The organism is Sporosarcina highlanderae (assembly GCF_030433715.1).
In the GTDB taxonomy this organism is placed as follows: Bacteria; Bacillota; Bacilli; order Bacillales_A; family Planococcaceae; genus Sporosarcina; species Sporosarcina highlanderae.
In genome coordinates, this window is sequence record NZ_JAROCC010000017.1 from 38077 (window position 1) to 54049 (window position 15973).

Annotated in this window: 16 protein-coding genes; 12 read left to right on the forward strand and 4 right to left on the reverse strand. The window is 41.1% G+C overall.

Going from position 1 to position 15973, the window contains the following annotated elements:
- The first annotated feature begins 57 nt into the window (after positions 1–57).
- Entirely contained in the window at positions 58–255 is a 198-nt protein-coding gene (locus P5G49_RS16090; RefSeq protein ID WP_301245461.1) for a hypothetical protein, read from the forward strand.
- Positions 256–383: 128 nt separating this feature from the next.
- Positions 384–1175 carry an inositol monophosphatase family protein gene (locus P5G49_RS16095; protein ID WP_301245463.1) on the forward strand — a complete coding sequence of 264 codons (792 nt, stop codon included), beginning with the start codon at positions 384–386 and terminating at the stop codon, positions 1173–1175.
- 34 nt (positions 1176–1209) lie between these two features.
- Here the strand turns inward: P5G49_RS16095 and P5G49_RS16100 are convergent, their stop codons facing one another.
- Positions 1210–1395, reverse strand: a complete 186-nt coding sequence (locus P5G49_RS16100) for a YlaF family protein (protein ID WP_301245464.1) — start codon at positions 1393–1395, stop codon at positions 1210–1212.
- A 96-nt stretch (positions 1396–1491) separates the two neighbouring features.
- On the opposite strand from P5G49_RS16100, the gene typA reads away from it, so the two are divergent.
- Both typA and P5G49_RS16110 read left to right on the forward strand, forming a co-directional pair.
- On the forward strand, positions 1492–3333 hold the full coding sequence (gene typA, locus P5G49_RS16105; protein WP_301245465.1) for a translational GTPase TypA: 1842 nt from the start codon (positions 1492–1494) through the stop codon (positions 3331–3333).
- Positions 3334–3370: 37 nt separating this feature from the next.
- Positions 3371–3697: a YlaH-like family protein gene (locus P5G49_RS16110; RefSeq protein ID WP_301245490.1), complete on the forward strand. Its 327-nt coding sequence runs from the start codon at positions 3371–3373 to the stop codon at positions 3695–3697.
- A 21-nt stretch (positions 3698–3718) separates the two neighbouring features.
- Here P5G49_RS16110 and P5G49_RS16115 read toward each other — a convergent pair whose 3' ends face one another.
- The gene (locus P5G49_RS16115; protein ID WP_301245466.1) at positions 3719–3922 is read right to left on the reverse strand and encodes a YlaI family protein; all 204 of its coding nucleotides are present in this window, start codon (positions 3920–3922) and stop codon (positions 3719–3721) included.
- 53 nt (positions 3923–3975) lie between these two features.
- Positions 3976–4476 (reverse strand): peptidyl-prolyl cis-trans isomerase, encoded by a 501-nt coding sequence (locus P5G49_RS16120; protein ID WP_301245468.1) that lies wholly within the window; start codon positions 4474–4476, stop codon positions 3976–3978.
- A gap of 181 nt (positions 4477–4657) precedes the next feature.
- Between P5G49_RS16120 and P5G49_RS16125 the strand changes: the two genes are divergently transcribed.
- From P5G49_RS16125 to pyc, 3 genes are read left to right on the forward strand one after another with little or no spacing between them, the layout of a single operon-like run.
- The gene (locus P5G49_RS16125) at positions 4658–4939 is read left to right on the forward strand and encodes an Fpa/YlaN family protein (protein ID WP_301245470.1); all 282 of its coding nucleotides are present in this window, start codon (positions 4658–4660) and stop codon (positions 4937–4939) included.
- 57 nt (positions 4940–4996) lie between these two features.
- Positions 4997–6160 carry an FtsW/RodA/SpoVE family cell cycle protein gene (locus P5G49_RS16130; protein ID WP_301245472.1) on the forward strand — a complete coding sequence of 388 codons (1164 nt, stop codon included), beginning with the start codon at positions 4997–4999 and terminating at the stop codon, positions 6158–6160.
- Between the two features lie 25 nt (positions 6161–6185).
- Positions 6186–9623, forward strand: coding sequence for a pyruvate carboxylase (pyc, locus tag P5G49_RS16135; RefSeq protein ID WP_301245492.1), 3438 nt, complete (start codon positions 6186–6188; stop codon positions 9621–9623).
- Between the two features lie 42 nt (positions 9624–9665).
- On the opposite strand, the gene P5G49_RS16140 is transcribed toward pyc, so the two are convergent.
- Positions 9666–10574 carry a COX15/CtaA family protein gene (locus P5G49_RS16140; protein ID WP_301245474.1) on the reverse strand — a complete coding sequence of 303 codons (909 nt, stop codon included), beginning with the start codon at positions 10572–10574 and terminating at the stop codon, positions 9666–9668.
- Between the two features lie 322 nt (positions 10575–10896).
- Between P5G49_RS16140 and cyoE the strand changes: the two genes are divergently transcribed.
- The 5 genes from cyoE (at position 10897) to P5G49_RS16165 (ending at position 15867) form a co-directional block, all read left to right on the forward strand.
- Positions 10897–11814, forward strand: coding sequence for a heme o synthase (gene cyoE / locus P5G49_RS16145; RefSeq protein WP_301245476.1), 918 nt, complete (start codon positions 10897–10899; stop codon positions 11812–11814).
- Positions 11815–11915: 101 nt separating this feature from the next.
- Positions 11916–12977 (forward strand): cytochrome c oxidase subunit II, encoded by a 1062-nt coding sequence (gene coxB, locus P5G49_RS16150; RefSeq protein WP_301245478.1) that lies wholly within the window; start codon positions 11916–11918, stop codon positions 12975–12977.
- A 40-nt stretch (positions 12978–13017) separates the two neighbouring features.
- A complete protein-coding gene (locus P5G49_RS16155) occupies positions 13018–14892 on the forward strand; it encodes a cytochrome c oxidase subunit I (RefSeq protein ID WP_301245480.1) in 1875 nt (624 codons plus the stop codon).
- On the forward strand, positions 14892–15518 hold the full coding sequence (locus P5G49_RS16160) for a cytochrome (ubi)quinol oxidase subunit III (protein ID WP_301245482.1): 627 nt from the start codon (positions 14892–14894) through the stop codon (positions 15516–15518). The genes P5G49_RS16155 and P5G49_RS16160 overlap by 1 nt, the downstream gene beginning before the upstream one ends.
- 1 nt (position 15519) lies before the next feature.
- Complete coding sequence (locus P5G49_RS16165) at positions 15520–15867, forward strand: cytochrome C oxidase subunit IV family protein (RefSeq protein ID WP_301245484.1); 348 nt, start codon at positions 15520–15522, stop codon at positions 15865–15867.
- Positions 15868–15973: the final 106 nt, after the last annotated feature.

The window sequence follows — 15973 nt, forward strand, 5'->3', positions numbered from 1 at the left end:
AAGTTAGAAGTAAGTAAATGCATCGTAAGTAAATGATAAAAAAAGGGGTGTTACGAAATGAAACAAGTCGTCCATATTATCCGAAAAGCTGAAATTGAAAAGGAATACGTGAAACTTCTGCATCTTGAGTTGGATTATGAATTAGCTACATTGTTCGATGCCATGCAAGAGAAGGATAGTAAACAGGCTGAGAAAAGCAAAGTTAGACTTGCTGAAATCCATAGTGAGTTGGAGACTTTCAATGCTTTTGCGTAATAGAAATTCATCGAACCGAATTAGGCGCCTTCACTGAAAACCCCTTTGGGTACATAACAGTGCGGGGCGCCTTTTTGTTTGCTCATTATGCTATAATGGAATAATAAGTAGTGAGATGGGGTGTATAAATGGACTGGGGAGTAATTGACCGGTATGCAAAATCCCTTATTAAAGAAGCGGGCCATAAAATAAGGGTTTCCTTTTACAAGACAATTGATGTTGAATCAAAAGCTGAGGCTAATGACTTAGTGACGAACATCGACCGCGACATCGAACAGTTTTTCATTCGTAGGATCAAGGAGGACTTTCCTAATCATCGTATTTTCGGGGAAGAGGGCTTCGGTGATGAAATCGAATCCCTTGAAGGTATTATTTGGATGCTTGACCCGATAGATGGAACTATGAATTTCGTCCACCAAAAAAGGAACTTTGCCATTTCACTCGGCATTTATAGTGACGATGTTGGAATGCTTGGATATATTTACGATGTCATGAATGATGACTTTTACCATGCTGTAAAAGGAGAAGGCGCATATTTTAATGATGAGAAACTTCCGATGCTTGAAAATACACCGATTGAAGAATCGATAATTGGTGTGAATGCCAGCTGGGTTGCGCCTAATAGAAGGATTGAACATATGCCAATTGCTGAAATGGTACATAGATGTCGCGGAACCAGATCGTATGGCTCCGCTGCAATCGAACTTGCTTATGTATCATCAGGCCGAATCGATGCTTATTTGTCTTTGCGGCTATCGCCATGGGATATTGCTGGAGGAATGATCATCGCGAAGGAGGTCGGGGCAATCGTAACAAATATGAAGGGCGAGACCCCGCATTTATTGGGGCAGGATACATTCATCGTGGCAAAACCGGGCTTGCATGAAGAAATAGTAACGAATTATATAAGGTTAAAATAAAAGGGACTATCATAAATGAAGTCCCTTTCAATAATTATAGAAGACCTTGTTCTCGCATCTTTTTCTTTGTCTTAAAACCATTGCCCATAACAAAACCTAATGCAAGAATAGCAATAATTGCAACGGGGATACTACGCATGCCTACAGCGATACCAATTCCACACATGGCAGCTATCGCAGCAAGAGAATAGATGACAAAAACCCATTTAATATTCTTCAAAATGATACATCTCCCGAATAAAATGTTTTTTAATGCCTTGCCTATGTGCTATAATAACACAGTTATACATCTGATAAAAGATAACGGAGTGAAAACATGACAAATACACGTAATGATTTACGGAATATAGCTATTATCGCCCACGTTGACCACGGAAAAACGACGCTCGTTGATCAGCTATTAAAGCAATCCGGTATTTTCCGGACGAATGAACATGTAGAAGATCGTGCCATGGACTCGAATGAGCTTGAACGTGAACGTGGAATAACGATCCTTGCCAAAAATACAGGTATTGAATATAAAGGCACTAAAATTAATATTCTTGATACGCCTGGACATGCCGACTTTGGTGGGGAAGTTGAACGTATTTTGAAAATGGTAGACGGTGTCGTGCTTGTAGTCGACTCCTTTGAAGGATGTATGCCGCAAACACGGTTCGTTTTGAAGAAAGCCTTGGAAACAAATTTGAAACCGATTGTTGTTGTAAATAAGATTGACAGAGATTTTGCGCGTCCTGAAGAAGTAGTCGACGAAGTACTTGAATTATTCATCGAGTTGGATGCGAATGATGAACAACTTGAGTTCCCGGTTGTCTATGCTTCTGGTTTCAATGGGACAGCAAGCCTTTCACCGAACCCTGCCGATCAGGAAGAGACACTTGAAGTATTGTACGACGCAATTGTTGAGCATATCCCAGCGCCGGTTGATAACCGTGAAGAGCCTTTACAGTTCCAAGTTTCTTTACTTGATTACAATGATTATGTAGGTCGTATCGGGATCGGTCGTGTATTCAGAGGGACAATGCAGGTCGGTCAACAAGTAACAGTTATAAAACGTGATGGATCGAAAAAGAATTTCCGTGTAACAAAGATGTATGGATTCCTTGGACTGAAAAGAATTGAAATCCAAGAAGCATTTGCTGGAGATCTGATTGCTATTTCAGGGATGGAGGACATTGACGTTGGTGAAACTGTTTGTCCGATTGACCATCCTGAAGCATTGCCGGCGCTTCATATTGATGAGCCGACACTACAAATGACATTCCTCGTTAATAATAGTCCTTTTGCCGGGAAAGAAGGCAAATGGGTAACAGCAAGAAAGATTGAAGAAAGATTAGAACAACAATTACAAACGGATGTCTCTTTACGTGTAGATCCGACAGATTCTCCGGATGCGTGGGTTGTTTCAGGACGTGGAGAACTACATCTATCTATACTAATTGAAAATATGCGTCGTGAAGGTTATGAACTTCAAGTATCGAAGCCTGAAGTTATCATTCGAACAATTGACGGAGTTCGTTCTGAACCTGTTGAACGTGTGCAAATTGATATCCCTGAAGAATATACTGGTGCAATTATCGAATCCCTTGGTGAGCGTAAAGGTGAAATGTTAGATATGATTAATAACGGTAATGGACAAGTCCGTCTAATCTTCCTTGTTCCAGCTAGGGGATTGATTGGTTATTCTACTGACTTCCTTACACTAACAAGAGGATATGGAATCATTAATCATACATTTGATTCTTACAAGCCGGTTGCACAAGGTCGTGTCGGTGGCCGTCGCCATGGAGTTCTTGTATCTATGGAGACCGGAACTGTAACAGGTTATGGTATAATGCAATTGGAGGATCGGGGAGTCATGTTTGTAGATGCGGGAACTGAAATCTACGCAGGAATGGTTGTCGGTGAAAACAGCCGTGACAATGACTTGACGATCAATCTTACAAAAATCAAGCATGCTACAAACGTTCGATCTGCAACAAAGGATCAAACTGTTACAACTAAGAAACCACGGATTATGTCACTTGAGGAAGCATTACAATATGTTGGAGACGATGAGTATTGTGAAGTTACACCTCAATCAATCCGCTTACGTAAAAAGATCCTTGATAAAAACGAACGTGAGCGTGCGCAAAAAAAGAAAAAACTTGGTGAATGATCTTTCACCAAGTTGATGGAAAAGGATGTGTTGAATGATGTTGGAGGATTCGCAAGTAATCGAAAGCATGTCGGGAATATCACGTTTTATTTATGAGATAATGCCGTCATTCACTTCGGCGGGCTATGTATTATTGGCCCTCGTCTTCCTCTTATCGGCACTTGTTTATAAGCTTGGTTTTGCGCGTAAAATAAAGCCGTGGCAAAATCTTGTTATATATGCATTCCTGTTTCTTGGATGTCTAATCTTGACATTCCTTGCCTTCTTCCTTCCGATTGCGGAAGGGTTGATTGTTGCGGCGCTTATTCTAATCATTTACAGGATACGTAGAATGAACGAGCATAAAGAAAACTCCACCGTTTAAACGGTGGAGTTTTTTATTTACCTAAAACTTATCTTCAGCAGAGTGTGAGCTACGATAGAACTTGAATTTACCTGAGTTGACCCGCATATTGGTAAACTCAGTTATCCGTTCGTTGCATCTATCACACATATAGGTGTTGATGGGATGATTCCTGAGTTTTTTTGCAAGGGGGATATCATCTTGTAGCTGCCCGATTTCGTCGCAAAGGACACATTTAACACGCAAATGATCAACTCCTTTTTCGTGAGAAACATTTATTTTCCTGAAACAGACTATTGTTATTCAATAGTTATGCTTCTAATTTCTTTTAACGGATTTTCTATGTTTGATCCATCTTTAAATAGTAGATGTACAGGTCCGTCTTCTTTTAATGGCTTGCCGTCTTGACTGAACTTAAAGATAAAATTCTCAGCATCGGATAGTGGAAATGTTTCTTCGTGATTGTCGGCGGATTTGAATGTGATTGTCTTCGCATCCTCATTAGGAACAGCGTTTTTCAAGAAAGGGTTCAAGAGTATCCCAAAAGTTCCTGTAACCATTTTTTGACGGTCGAATTTCTTTTCTGTTTTTAAAGTAGGAGGAAAAATAGCCCCCTCCATGATTTCTCTGGACCAATGTTTGCCCATGCTTTTTTTATATTCTTCATCTTCATCTTTCTCAATTTGGGGTGCATTAAAATAAGTAGTCAAGTCGATTTTACGATCGTCAAAGATCCATACAGTTGGATCAAGAGTAATTGTATGTTTTACATTTCCACGTACTGTTATGATTGATTCCAATGTGAATTTCCTCCTAAACGTAACTTCTCTCTATGATATAGTATACTCCTTCAAATACAATGTGGAAAGCTATTGGTTTTATCATCTGCAAAAAGGGAAACACTTGCAATTTACCTTCTCAAAAGATACAATTTATTCATAATCACCGTAGTAGGAATAAAAGGTGAATGGGGGCGTCCTCGTGGATATTGAATTGCAGGAAACCTATCAGGAAAAAGCAATGAAGCAATTGCAAGCTGATGCAGATAAAATCGCACAACTCATAAAGGTACAGATGGATCATTTGACAATGCCCCAATGTCCTCTATACGAGGAAGTTTTGGATACCCAAATGTACGGCTTATCAAGGGAGATTGATTTTGCTGTCAAGCTTGGATTGATTGAGCGTGAAAAGGGGAAAGAAATCCTCTCCTTGTTAGAAAAAGAGATGAACATTCTGCATGAGCTATATACAAAAAAATAAACAAAAGACTCAAACTCATTAATTGGTTTGAGTTTTTTATTTCATAGAGGTGGTCCGATGGGGAAATATATAAAAAGAATGATATCTAACTTCGATTATCCGTTATTCATAGTATACATAGTGCTTTGCCTCTTCGGATTAGTGATGATCTATAGTTCAAGTATGGTAGTGGCCGTTAATCGATATGGTTTTTCGCCAGACCATTTTTACGTAAAACAAATGAAAAACCTTGCAGTGTCGATTCCTGTATTTCTATTAGCATCATTCTTTCCATATCAGAACTACAAAAGAAAAAAGTTCATGATGTTTTCCATAGCTATTATGTTCCTACTGCTCGTACTTGTCCATTTCATCGGATACTCTGCAGGCGGTTCCCAAAGTTGGATCCAGGTTCCGGGTTTCGGAAACATTCAACCTTCCGAAGTCGCAAAGCTGATTATCATCATTTATTTTGCAAGTGTATTTGCAAAAAAGTATGAAGCTGGCACAATCGATTCCATTAATAAATCAATTGGACCTCCAGTTAGCATTCTTGTCTTTGCGATTGGATTGATAATGTTTGAGACGGATATCGGAACATCATTCATCATTATAATGGGTGCGTTTTCAGTAATTGCAGCAAGCGGTCTACGATTAAAGACGTTTGGTAAATTAGGCGGTTTAATTATGGCGGGGATGATAATCGTCTCAGCTGGCCTTTATTTTATTTGGGATACAGTCATGAATGACAGTCGAAAAGGTCGTATTTTATCCTTCATGAACCCTTTCGATTATGAACAAGGTTCAGGATACCAAATCGCGAATGGCTATATTGCGATTGGAACTGGGGGAGTAAAAGGTTTAGGATTAGGAAATTCCATCCAAAAGATGGGGTATTTACCAGAACCGCATACAGATGTAATCATGGCTGTCATCTCTGAAGAGATTGGTATACTTGGTACAATCATTGTAATTGGTGGGCTTGGGTTCATCGTGTTACGTGCATTGTATATTGCGATGAGCGCAAAAGACCCACAAGCCCGGATGCTTGCGGCTGGTATTGGAAGTGTCATCGGGATACAAACATTTGTGAATTTAGGTGGTTTAACCGGCTTAATCCCACTTACAGGTGTACCGCTTCCACTTATAAGTTATGGCGGAACTTCCATGATTCTGATATCTTTATCTTTAGGAATATTGATGAATGTATCAATGTTCGCAAAGTATCAAAAGAATAAATAGAAAAGGAAGTGCATTAATGGTGGAAATGAATCGTATAAAGAAAATCCTCGTTGCGAACCGCGGTGAAATTGCTATCCGCATATTTCGTGCCTGTACTGAGCTGAAAATCCCAACTGTGGGTATCTATTCTGCAGAAGATAGAGGTTCGTTCCACCGTTACAAAGCTGATGAATCTTACCTCGTCGGTGAAGGGAAAAAACCTATAGATGCTTATTTGGACATTGAAGGGATCATTAGAATAGCGAAATCTTGCGGGGCGAACGCAGTTCATCCGGGTTATGGCTTTCTTGCTGAAAACGAGGAGTTTGCTAAAAGACTGGAAGAGGAAGGGATCATTTTCATCGGTCCAACATCCAAGCATCTTGATATGTTTGGGGACAAGGTAAAAGCCAGAGAACAGGCGATTCAAGCTAATATTCCCGTTATCCCTGGAACCGACGGGCCTGTTTCCTCAGTCCATGATGTAACCGCTTTCGCAGAAACTTACGGATATCCAATCATCATTAAAGCTTCACTTGGTGGTGGGGGTAGAGGGATGCGAATCGTCACTTCTCAAGAAGAAGTAGTTGAGGCGTATGAACGTGCGAAGTCAGAAGCGAAATCAGCATTTGGCTCGGATGAAGTGTATGTGGAGAAATATATTAAGAAGCCGAAACATATAGAGGTTCAAATTTTAGCAGATGCATATGGTAATGTCGTGCATTTGTATGAACGTGATTGTTCAATTCAGCGTCGTCACCAAAAGGTTGTTGAGATTGCCCCATCAATATCATTAGATGATCAGCTCCGGCAAGATATTTGTGGTGCAGCTGTCAAATTGGCGAAAAATATTTCTTATCTTAACGCTGGAACAGTAGAATTCCTTGTAGCTGATGGCGAATTTTATTTCATAGAGGTCAATCCCCGTATTCAAGTGGAGCACACTATTACTGAAATGGTAACAGGTATTGATATCGTGCATGCCCAAATCCATATAGCGAATGGAGGAAATCTCCATGAAGGTGATTCGGCAATACCTGAACAGAACAAAATACCATTATTCGGCTATGCGATTCAATCAAGGGTGACAACAGAAGACCCTTTGAATGATTTCATGCCGGATACAGGGAAACTGATGGTCTATCGTTCTGGTGGCGGCTTTGGTGTCCGACTTGATGCAGGAAACGGCTTTCAGGGGGCGGTCATTACACCGTACTATGATTCTCTTTTAGTCAAAGTGTCGACTTGGGGAACTTCATTCAGAGATGCAGCTGCTAAGATGGATCGCAATTTACAGGAATTCCGAATTAGGGGCATTAAGACGAACATACCATTTTTAGAAAATGTAGTCCGTCATGAAAATTTCCTTACTGGAAATTACGACACCAGTTTCATAGATACGACACCTGAGCTATTCGAATTTCCAATCAGGAAAGACAGAGGAACTAAAATTCTTAATTATATTGGTAATGTTACAGTCAACGGTTTTCCTCGTATAGGGAAACAAACCAAACCTGTTTTCCATCCGGTAAGAAAACCTGCAATAGATCTATCTGTTTCACCGACTCCCGGAACAAAGCAACTATTAGATGAAAAAGGACCTGATGCTCTAATTCAATGGATAAAGGATCAAAAGGATGTTCTTCTAACAGATACGACATTTAGAGATGCACATCAATCTTTACTTGCGACCCGAGTCCGTACTTCGGATATCGTAAATATTGCTTCAGAGTCAGCACGACTTATGCCGGATCTGTTTTCTTTTGAAATGTGGGGTGGTGCAACATTCGACGTTGCTTATCGATTCCTGAAAGAAGATCCATGGGAAAGGCTAACAAAGTTACGTGAGCAAATTCCTAATGTACTTTTCCAAATGCTTTTCAGAGGAGCAAATGCAGTTGGATATACTAATTATCCGGATAATGTCATACGTGAATTCATCAAAACTTCCGCTGAATCGGGAATCGACGTTTTCCGTATTTTCGATAGCTTGAACTGGATTAAAGGGATGGAAATTGCAATTGATGCTACACGTCAAGCGGGTAAAGTCGCCGAAGCGGCACTTTGCTATACAGGGGATATTTTGGATGACTCAAGAGCTAAATACTCCGTGGATTATTATAAGAAAATGGCGAAGGAGCTTGAAGCCTCCGGTGCACATATTCTTGCATTAAAAGATATGGCTGGTCTATTGAAACCCGAAGCAGCTTACCGGCTGATTTCTGAGCTGAAGTCAACCGTCGATATTCCGATTCATCTTCACACGCATGATACAAGTGGGAATGGCATCTATATGTATGCAAAAGCTGTGGAGGCTGGCGTTGATATCGTTGATACTGCTCTTGGAGCGATGTCGGGTCTCACTTCACAACCATCTGCAAATTCACTTTATTATGCTTTGCAACATGGAAAACGCCAAGTCCGTGCAGACGTTACAGCCCTTGAATCTTTATCGTATTACTGGGAAGATGTACGGAAGTATTACCAAAACTTTGAAAGTGGCATGGTTAGCCCTCATTCTGAAGTCTATGTTCATGAAATGCCGGGTGGTCAATACTCCAATCTTCAACAACAGGCAAAAGCAGTGGGCCTCGGGGAGAGATGGGAAGAAGTTAAAGAAATGTATTCCCGTGTCAACTTATTATTTGGCGATGTTGTAAAGGTAACTCCGTCTTCAAAAGTAGTAGGTGATATGGCATTGTTCATGGTGCAAAATAACTTGGACGAGGTATCTGTCATATCCCGAGGTGAGTCAATAGATTTCCCAGAGTCTGTTATAGAGTTTTTCGAAGGGTATATCGGTCAGCCGTATGGTGGCTTCCCGGAAGAATTACAAAAAGTTATTTTAAAGGAGAGAAAGCCGATTACAGTTCGCCCTGGTGAACTATTGGAAGATGTTGAATTTGAAAGCCTTCTTTGCAAGACGGAAGAATTATTAGGTCATCCTTCAACGATGAAAGATGCACTTGCATATGCACTTTATCCAAAAGTGTTTGAAGAATATTCAACGATGAAAAAGCAATTTGGCAACATTTCTGTCATCAGCACACCGGAATTCCTATTCGGGATGCGATTGGGGCAAGAAATTGAAGTGGAGATTGAAAAAGGGAAAACTCTGATCATAAAGTTAGTATCCATAGGTGAACCGCAATCAGATGGTACCCGTGTCATTTACTTCGAAATGAACGGCCAGCCACGAGAGGTTATCATTCAGGACATCAACGTAGAAGCCGATGTCATTCGGAAACAAAAGGCAGATCCTGCAAATGCCTCCCAGATCGCTGCTACAATGCCTGGAACTGTGTTGAAGATTGCGGTCTCCAAAGGCGCAAAAGTAAGGAGAGGCGAGCATTTACTTATTACGGAAGCAATGAAGATGGAAACAACAATCCAAGCGCCATTCGATGGAGTTGTTAAAGAAATCTATGTAAATAACGGAGAATCTATTTCTACAGGGGACTTACTAATAGAACTGGAAAATTAAAACAAAAAACGCTTGTGAGTTACTCACAAGCGTTTTTGATTATTATTTTTGTTTGCTTCTTGAAACAAGAAGAACCATATAAGTCAGTAATCCAAACAACAGGATAACGAATAGTGAGTGGGCTAATGCAACATATAGGTTCAAACGCGTAAGAATAACAACAGCGCCTGCTATAACTTGCAACGTCACTAATATGAAAGCGATGATCCATCCCCAGTAGATGACCCTTTGGTTTTTATAATGCCTGATTGCGTGAATTGCAATAATCAATAGCCATATGAAAATCAATGCAGCGGCCGTCCGATGGCTCATTTGGACCCATTCCCAAAAGTTTTGTGGAAGGGAGAAGTTTCCGTTTTTACACATCGGCCAATCAGTACAGCTGAGTTCAGACTCCGTATGGCGGACAAGAGCACCAGTATATACAACGACATAAGAGTAAATTGTTACTCCAATCGTATGTATTTTTAATGGTTTGCCGATCTTCAGCGCATCCGCATCAAACTTCTTATCAACCTCAAATACAAGCAATGTGAGAAGGAGGACAGAAGCGAAAGAAATAAGAGAAATTCCAAAGTGGAGTGCAAGGATGAAATCGCCCTGTCCCCAAAGCACCTGGGCTGCTCCAATTAAAGCTTGCAAGATCAGGAAGAACAGCGCTAAAAAAGAGAGTAGTTTAGTTTCTCTAATATGACCTATCGCTTTCCATGACCAAACGGACAGTATGACAATCAATATTCCAACAGCACCCGTCACAAGTCGATGAGAGAATTCGATAAGCACTTCGGGGGTTATTTCGTCAGGAATCAATTGTCCATTGCAACCCGGCCAGTGCCTCCCGCACCCCATTCCGCTATCGGTTTTTGTGACAAGAGCACCGCCCAACAGAATTAGCAGCATACCGATTGTGGAGGCAACTCCAAACCATTTCAATAATTTATTATATCGCAAGGTAACACCTACTTTAACTAATAATGGCCATATGTATAAAAGGCTCCGCTTGTTGATAATAACGAAAAATAGTCGAAAAAACAACGTATATTGGTCAAAACTGGGTTTGGTACCGACTATTTCACAAATTGTTCATAAAAAAGACCCTTTAACTTCACAAAAGGCATGGGAAAATGATTTACTATAGATAAGGCGAAGTGAATTTATTGTAAGTATACTTTACGGTTCTATCGAAATTCGGTTTATGTATAGAAATTAGTCACGACTTTCGATATAGTAAAGTATAGCGGTTCTTGCCGATATCCTTGAAAGGAGGGTACATATGTCAAATGGTCGGGCGATTTCATCTTCCGCTGAGCCGGAAATCAGATCGACTTCCATCGTTAAAGATTTCTTAGCACTTATTAAAATCGGCATTGTCAATTCGAATCTGATCACAACGTTTACCGGACTTTTCCTCGCCTTTCAGTTCACCGGTAAGAGCTTTATCCACAACTTGGACCTGATGTTGTATGCACTTTTCGGTTCAGGGCTCATTATTGCCGGTTCGGCAGCTTTGAATAATCTTATCGATCGGGATATCGATCCCGTTATGACAAGAACAAAGTCTCGTCCAACAGTTACGGGTAGATTCAAGGCACCGGGCGTATTTGCTCTCGCTCTCACTTTCATCGTGATTGGCGAAGTGATGCTATTTGCAGCTTCACCTGTAGCGGGACTATGGGGGCTTGCGGGTGTATTCAGCTATGTTGTACTCTATTCAATGTGGTCTAAAAGAAAACATGTCAGCAATACTATCGTAGGTAGTATATCCGGAGCAATTCCCCCTTTAATCGGGTGGGCTGCAGTAGAACCTGCACTGGGTATGGGCGCATGGGCGCTATTCCTAATTATGTTTGCATGGCAGCCGCCACATTTTTATGCACTGGCAATGCGCAGAACCGAAGAGTACCGTGCTGCGGGGATACCAATGCTCCCTGTTGTAAAGGGTTTCAAGAGGACGAAAATTTCGATTCTTGCATGGGTGCTTCTATTATTCCCATTGCCATTCCTTCTTGCTGAACTTGGCATCGGATTCATAGTGCTTGGAACTGTATTGAATATCGGTTGGTTATACTTGGCGATAAAAGGATTCAAGGTAAAGGACGATATGAAATGGGCGACTTCCATGTTCATCTACTCACTGAATTACATGACAATCCTATTTGTTGCTATGATCATTTTTTCGATATTCATCTAACTGATGGAATTCTTTCTTTTTGACAGGAATTCATGATAGAGAGGTCAACAGTCCTCATTTGAACAAAACATTTTTTTTAGAAAGAGAGGTATTAGTTAGCGATGATGAAAGGACTCAAAAAGTGGCGTCTCTTTTCTCTATTGGCTGTACTAACAGTTTTCCTTGCAGGATGTGGTCAGGAAGAACTTTCAACGCTTCTGCCGGCAGGACAAGTCGGAAGAGATCAGTTCAACTTACTGCTTCTATCTTCAGGGATCATGTTACTCGTCATTATTGTAGTTGTAGCAATTTTTTTAGTGGCACTGGTACGTTTCAGACGCTCCAAATTAGGTGAAGATCATATTCCTGAACAAGTTGAAGGAAGTCACAAGCTTGAACTTGTATGGACGATCATTCCGATTCTATTGATTTTGCTACTTGCTGTTCCTACCGTTTATTACACATATAAACTTGGTGATGTGTCGGCGATGGGTGCTGTAGATGAGGACGGGAATGCTGAAAATCTCGTAGTGGATGTGACAGCTAAACTATATTGGTGGGAATTTGAATACCCGGATTTAGGTATCGTAACTGCACAGGAATTAGTTGTGCCGATGGATGAAAAGGTTTACTTCAATCTAATTGCTGCAGACGTAAAACACTCATTCTGGATTCCGGCTGTAGGCGGAAAGCTTGATACGAACGTTGAAAACGTGAACAAATTCTATCTCGTATTTGAGAAGGATTCAAAAGATCTTAAAGATGGAGTCTTCTATGGTAAGTGTGCGGAGCTTTGTGGTCCATCACACGCATTGATGGACTTTAAAGTTAAAACGATGCCTCGCGCTGAATTTGACCGATGGGTTACTGCAATGCAAGCATCAGCTGATAACCAAGTTGTAGCAAATCCAGAAGGTCAAGCTCTATTCCAACAAAGCTGTATCGGATGTCACGCAGTTTCTGGTGTAGGTGAGAGTGGAGCACAAGGACCCAACCTTGCAACATTCGGTGACCGTAATCGTGTTGCTGGATTTATGGATCACACAAAAGAAGATCTGATCGAATGGATTAAGTATCCTCAAGAATACAAGCCAGGCAATAAGATGCCTGATTTCGATGGAAAACTTTCCGACAAAGAATTGGATGCCATTGCAGAATACTTGATGGGTCTATCTGTCGAATAATAATTTGATTTTTACTCGATTTTAAGAGGAGGTAAATAAAGTGAGTTCAGTTGCTCAAAAAAAGGGTTTTGGCGCAACGCTGTGGGACTGGTTAACTACAGTCGACCATAAGAAAATCGGAATCCTTTACTTCCTTGGGGGCGGATTCTTCTTCGTTCTAGGGGGAATTGAAGCTATGCTGATTCGTTGGCAGCTTCATATTCCGAACAATGATTTCGTGAGTGCAGGCCTATTCAATGATTTGATAACAATGCACGGAACGACGATGATTTTCTTAGCAGCCATGCCTATATTATTCGGATTTATGAACGCCATCATGCCATTGCAAATCGGTGCACGTGACGTTGCGTTCCCATTCATTAACTCATTAGGATTTTGGATGTTCTTCTTCGGAGGATTATTCCTGAACATTTCTTGGTTATTCGGAGAGGTGCCTGATGCTGGATGGACATCGTACGCATCACTCTCACTTGCATCTGAGGGACATGGTGTAGATTTCTATGCAATAGGTCTACAGATTGCTGGGGGAGGTACGTTGATGGCAGGGATTAACTTCCTTGTAACAATCATCAACATGCGCGCTCCAGGTATGACATACATGCGTATGCCATTGTTCACTTGGACTACGTTTGTTGCATCTGCAATGATCTTGTTCGCATTCCCTCCATTGACAGTCGGTCTTTTCTTCTTGACGTTTGACCGTATGTTCGGAGGAAACTTCTTCAATCATGAGATGGGTGGTAATACAATCATCTGGGAGCATATTTTCTGGATTTTCGGTCACCCTGAAGTTTACATTCTAATTTTGCCTGCTTTCGGTATTTTCTCTGAGATCTTCTCGATTTTCTCCCGTAAGCGTTTGTTCGGATATCCATCCATGGTCTTCGCGACTGTGTTGATTGGTTTCCTTGGATTCATGGTATGGGCTCACCATATGTTCACTGTTGGCTTAGGGCCGACTGCGAACGCGATTTTCGCTGTTGCAACGATGGCGATTGCAGTTCCTACAGGGGTTAAAATCTTTAACTGGCTTTTGACGATGTGGGGTGGAAGCATCGTGGTTACAACTCCTATGCTTTATGCGCTTGGCTTCATTCCCTCATTCGTAATGGGTGGGGTTACAGGTATAATGCAAGGGGCTGCACCACTTGACTACCAATTGCATGATACCTACTTTATCGTTGCTCACTTCCACTACGTTATCGTTGGTGGGGTAGTACTAGCGATCTTAGCTGCAACACATCTATATTGGCCAAAAATGTTTGGTACAATGTTGAATGAAACACTTGGTAAAGTTACATTTTGGTTCTTCTTCATCGGCTTCCATATGACATTCCTTATCCAGCACTGGCTTGGATTCTGGGGAATGCCGCGTCGGGTTTGGACGTATATGGACGGCCAAGGTTGGAACCTTGCAAACCTTATTAGTACGGTTGGAGCGTTCTTAATGGCGATTGGTGTTATTGTTCTTGTTTACAATGCAATTGTAACTTCCATTAAGAATGTAAAAGTTGCAAATGATCCTTGGGGAGACGGGCGTACACTTGAGTGGGCAATCGAATCTCCACCGATATATTACAACTTCTCGGCAACACCACTTGTTCGTGGACTTGATTCAGTATGGATCGAGAAGATGGAAGGCAACGAATCAGGACTTACACCTGCTGAACCAATCAAGGATATTCATATGCCAAATGGTTCTATCATACCGTTGCTTATGTCATTTGGTTTGTTCATTGCAGGATTTGGTGCGATGTTCCGTACAGAAGAGTCATGGGGACTGCCACTACTGATTTTCGGTCTATTATGGACTTTCGTTTCAATGGCGGCTCGTTCCTTGCAAGATGACACTGGGTATTATATTAAAAAAGAAGAGATTCTCCGTGATTTGAAACGTAAAGGGGGTCAAAACTAATGGATTTGAATAAAAAATTCACCCCTGAGACGTGGCCTGAACATCCGGAAAGAGCGACACTTGAAGCGAAAAACAAATTTGTAGGTTTCTGGCTCTTTCTTGGTGGAGAGACAATCCTGTTCGCAACATTGTTTGCAACGTATGTAGCATTGAAAAACTCCGGACCAAGCGGTTTTGGATTCTCAACTCAAGGGCTTTATGAATTGCCATTAGTATTCGTCATGACGATGTTGCTATTAACATCTTCATTGACAAGTGTATTTGCGATGTACCATTTGCGTAACTACAACTTTAAGAAAATGCAATTATGGCTTGCCGTTACTGCATTTTTAGGACTTGGTTTCCTCATGCTTGAAGTATATGAGTTCTCGCATTATGTAGGTTTAGGGTTCACTTTCGGCAATAGTGCCTTCAGTTCGGCGTTCTATACGCTTGTTGGTACTCACGGGTTCCACGTAGCTGTTGGTCTTGTCTGGATCACATTGTTGATTTTCCGTAATGCGAAACGTGGTTTAAACCTATACAACGCTACGAAGTACTATACATTTTCATTGTACTGGCACTTCATTGACGTTGTTTGGGTATTCATCTTCACTGTAGTCTACTTGATGGGAGTGGTAGGTTAAGATGGCAGACATCCAAGTTTACAAACGTACACCGGCTGAACAACAACTTGCGCAAAGACGTGCAAAGAAGTCCATGCGTGACCAGGTAATGATGTTTTCCCTTATGATTTTCCTTACACTTGTTTCATTCTCAATGGTTGTTGCGTTTGAGGCAGAGGTAGCTGGATTTTCTAAGTTCTTCATCATTCCGACAATCATGTTATTTGCTGCAGTACAAGTCGGTTTGCAACTTTACTATTTCATGCATATGAGTGAAAAAGGGCATGGCATTCCTCAAATGTTCATGTTTACAGGAGCGCTATTGGGCTTCCTGATCCCTTTAACATTCGTAACAATCGTTTGGTGGTAATCGATTAAGAAAAAGCCTGTGGATTAATTCGAGGCCACTGAAAAACTTACGTTTTTAAATGTACAAGGCACTCTAAAATCTAAAAAGGCACCATTTCGTTCTTTCT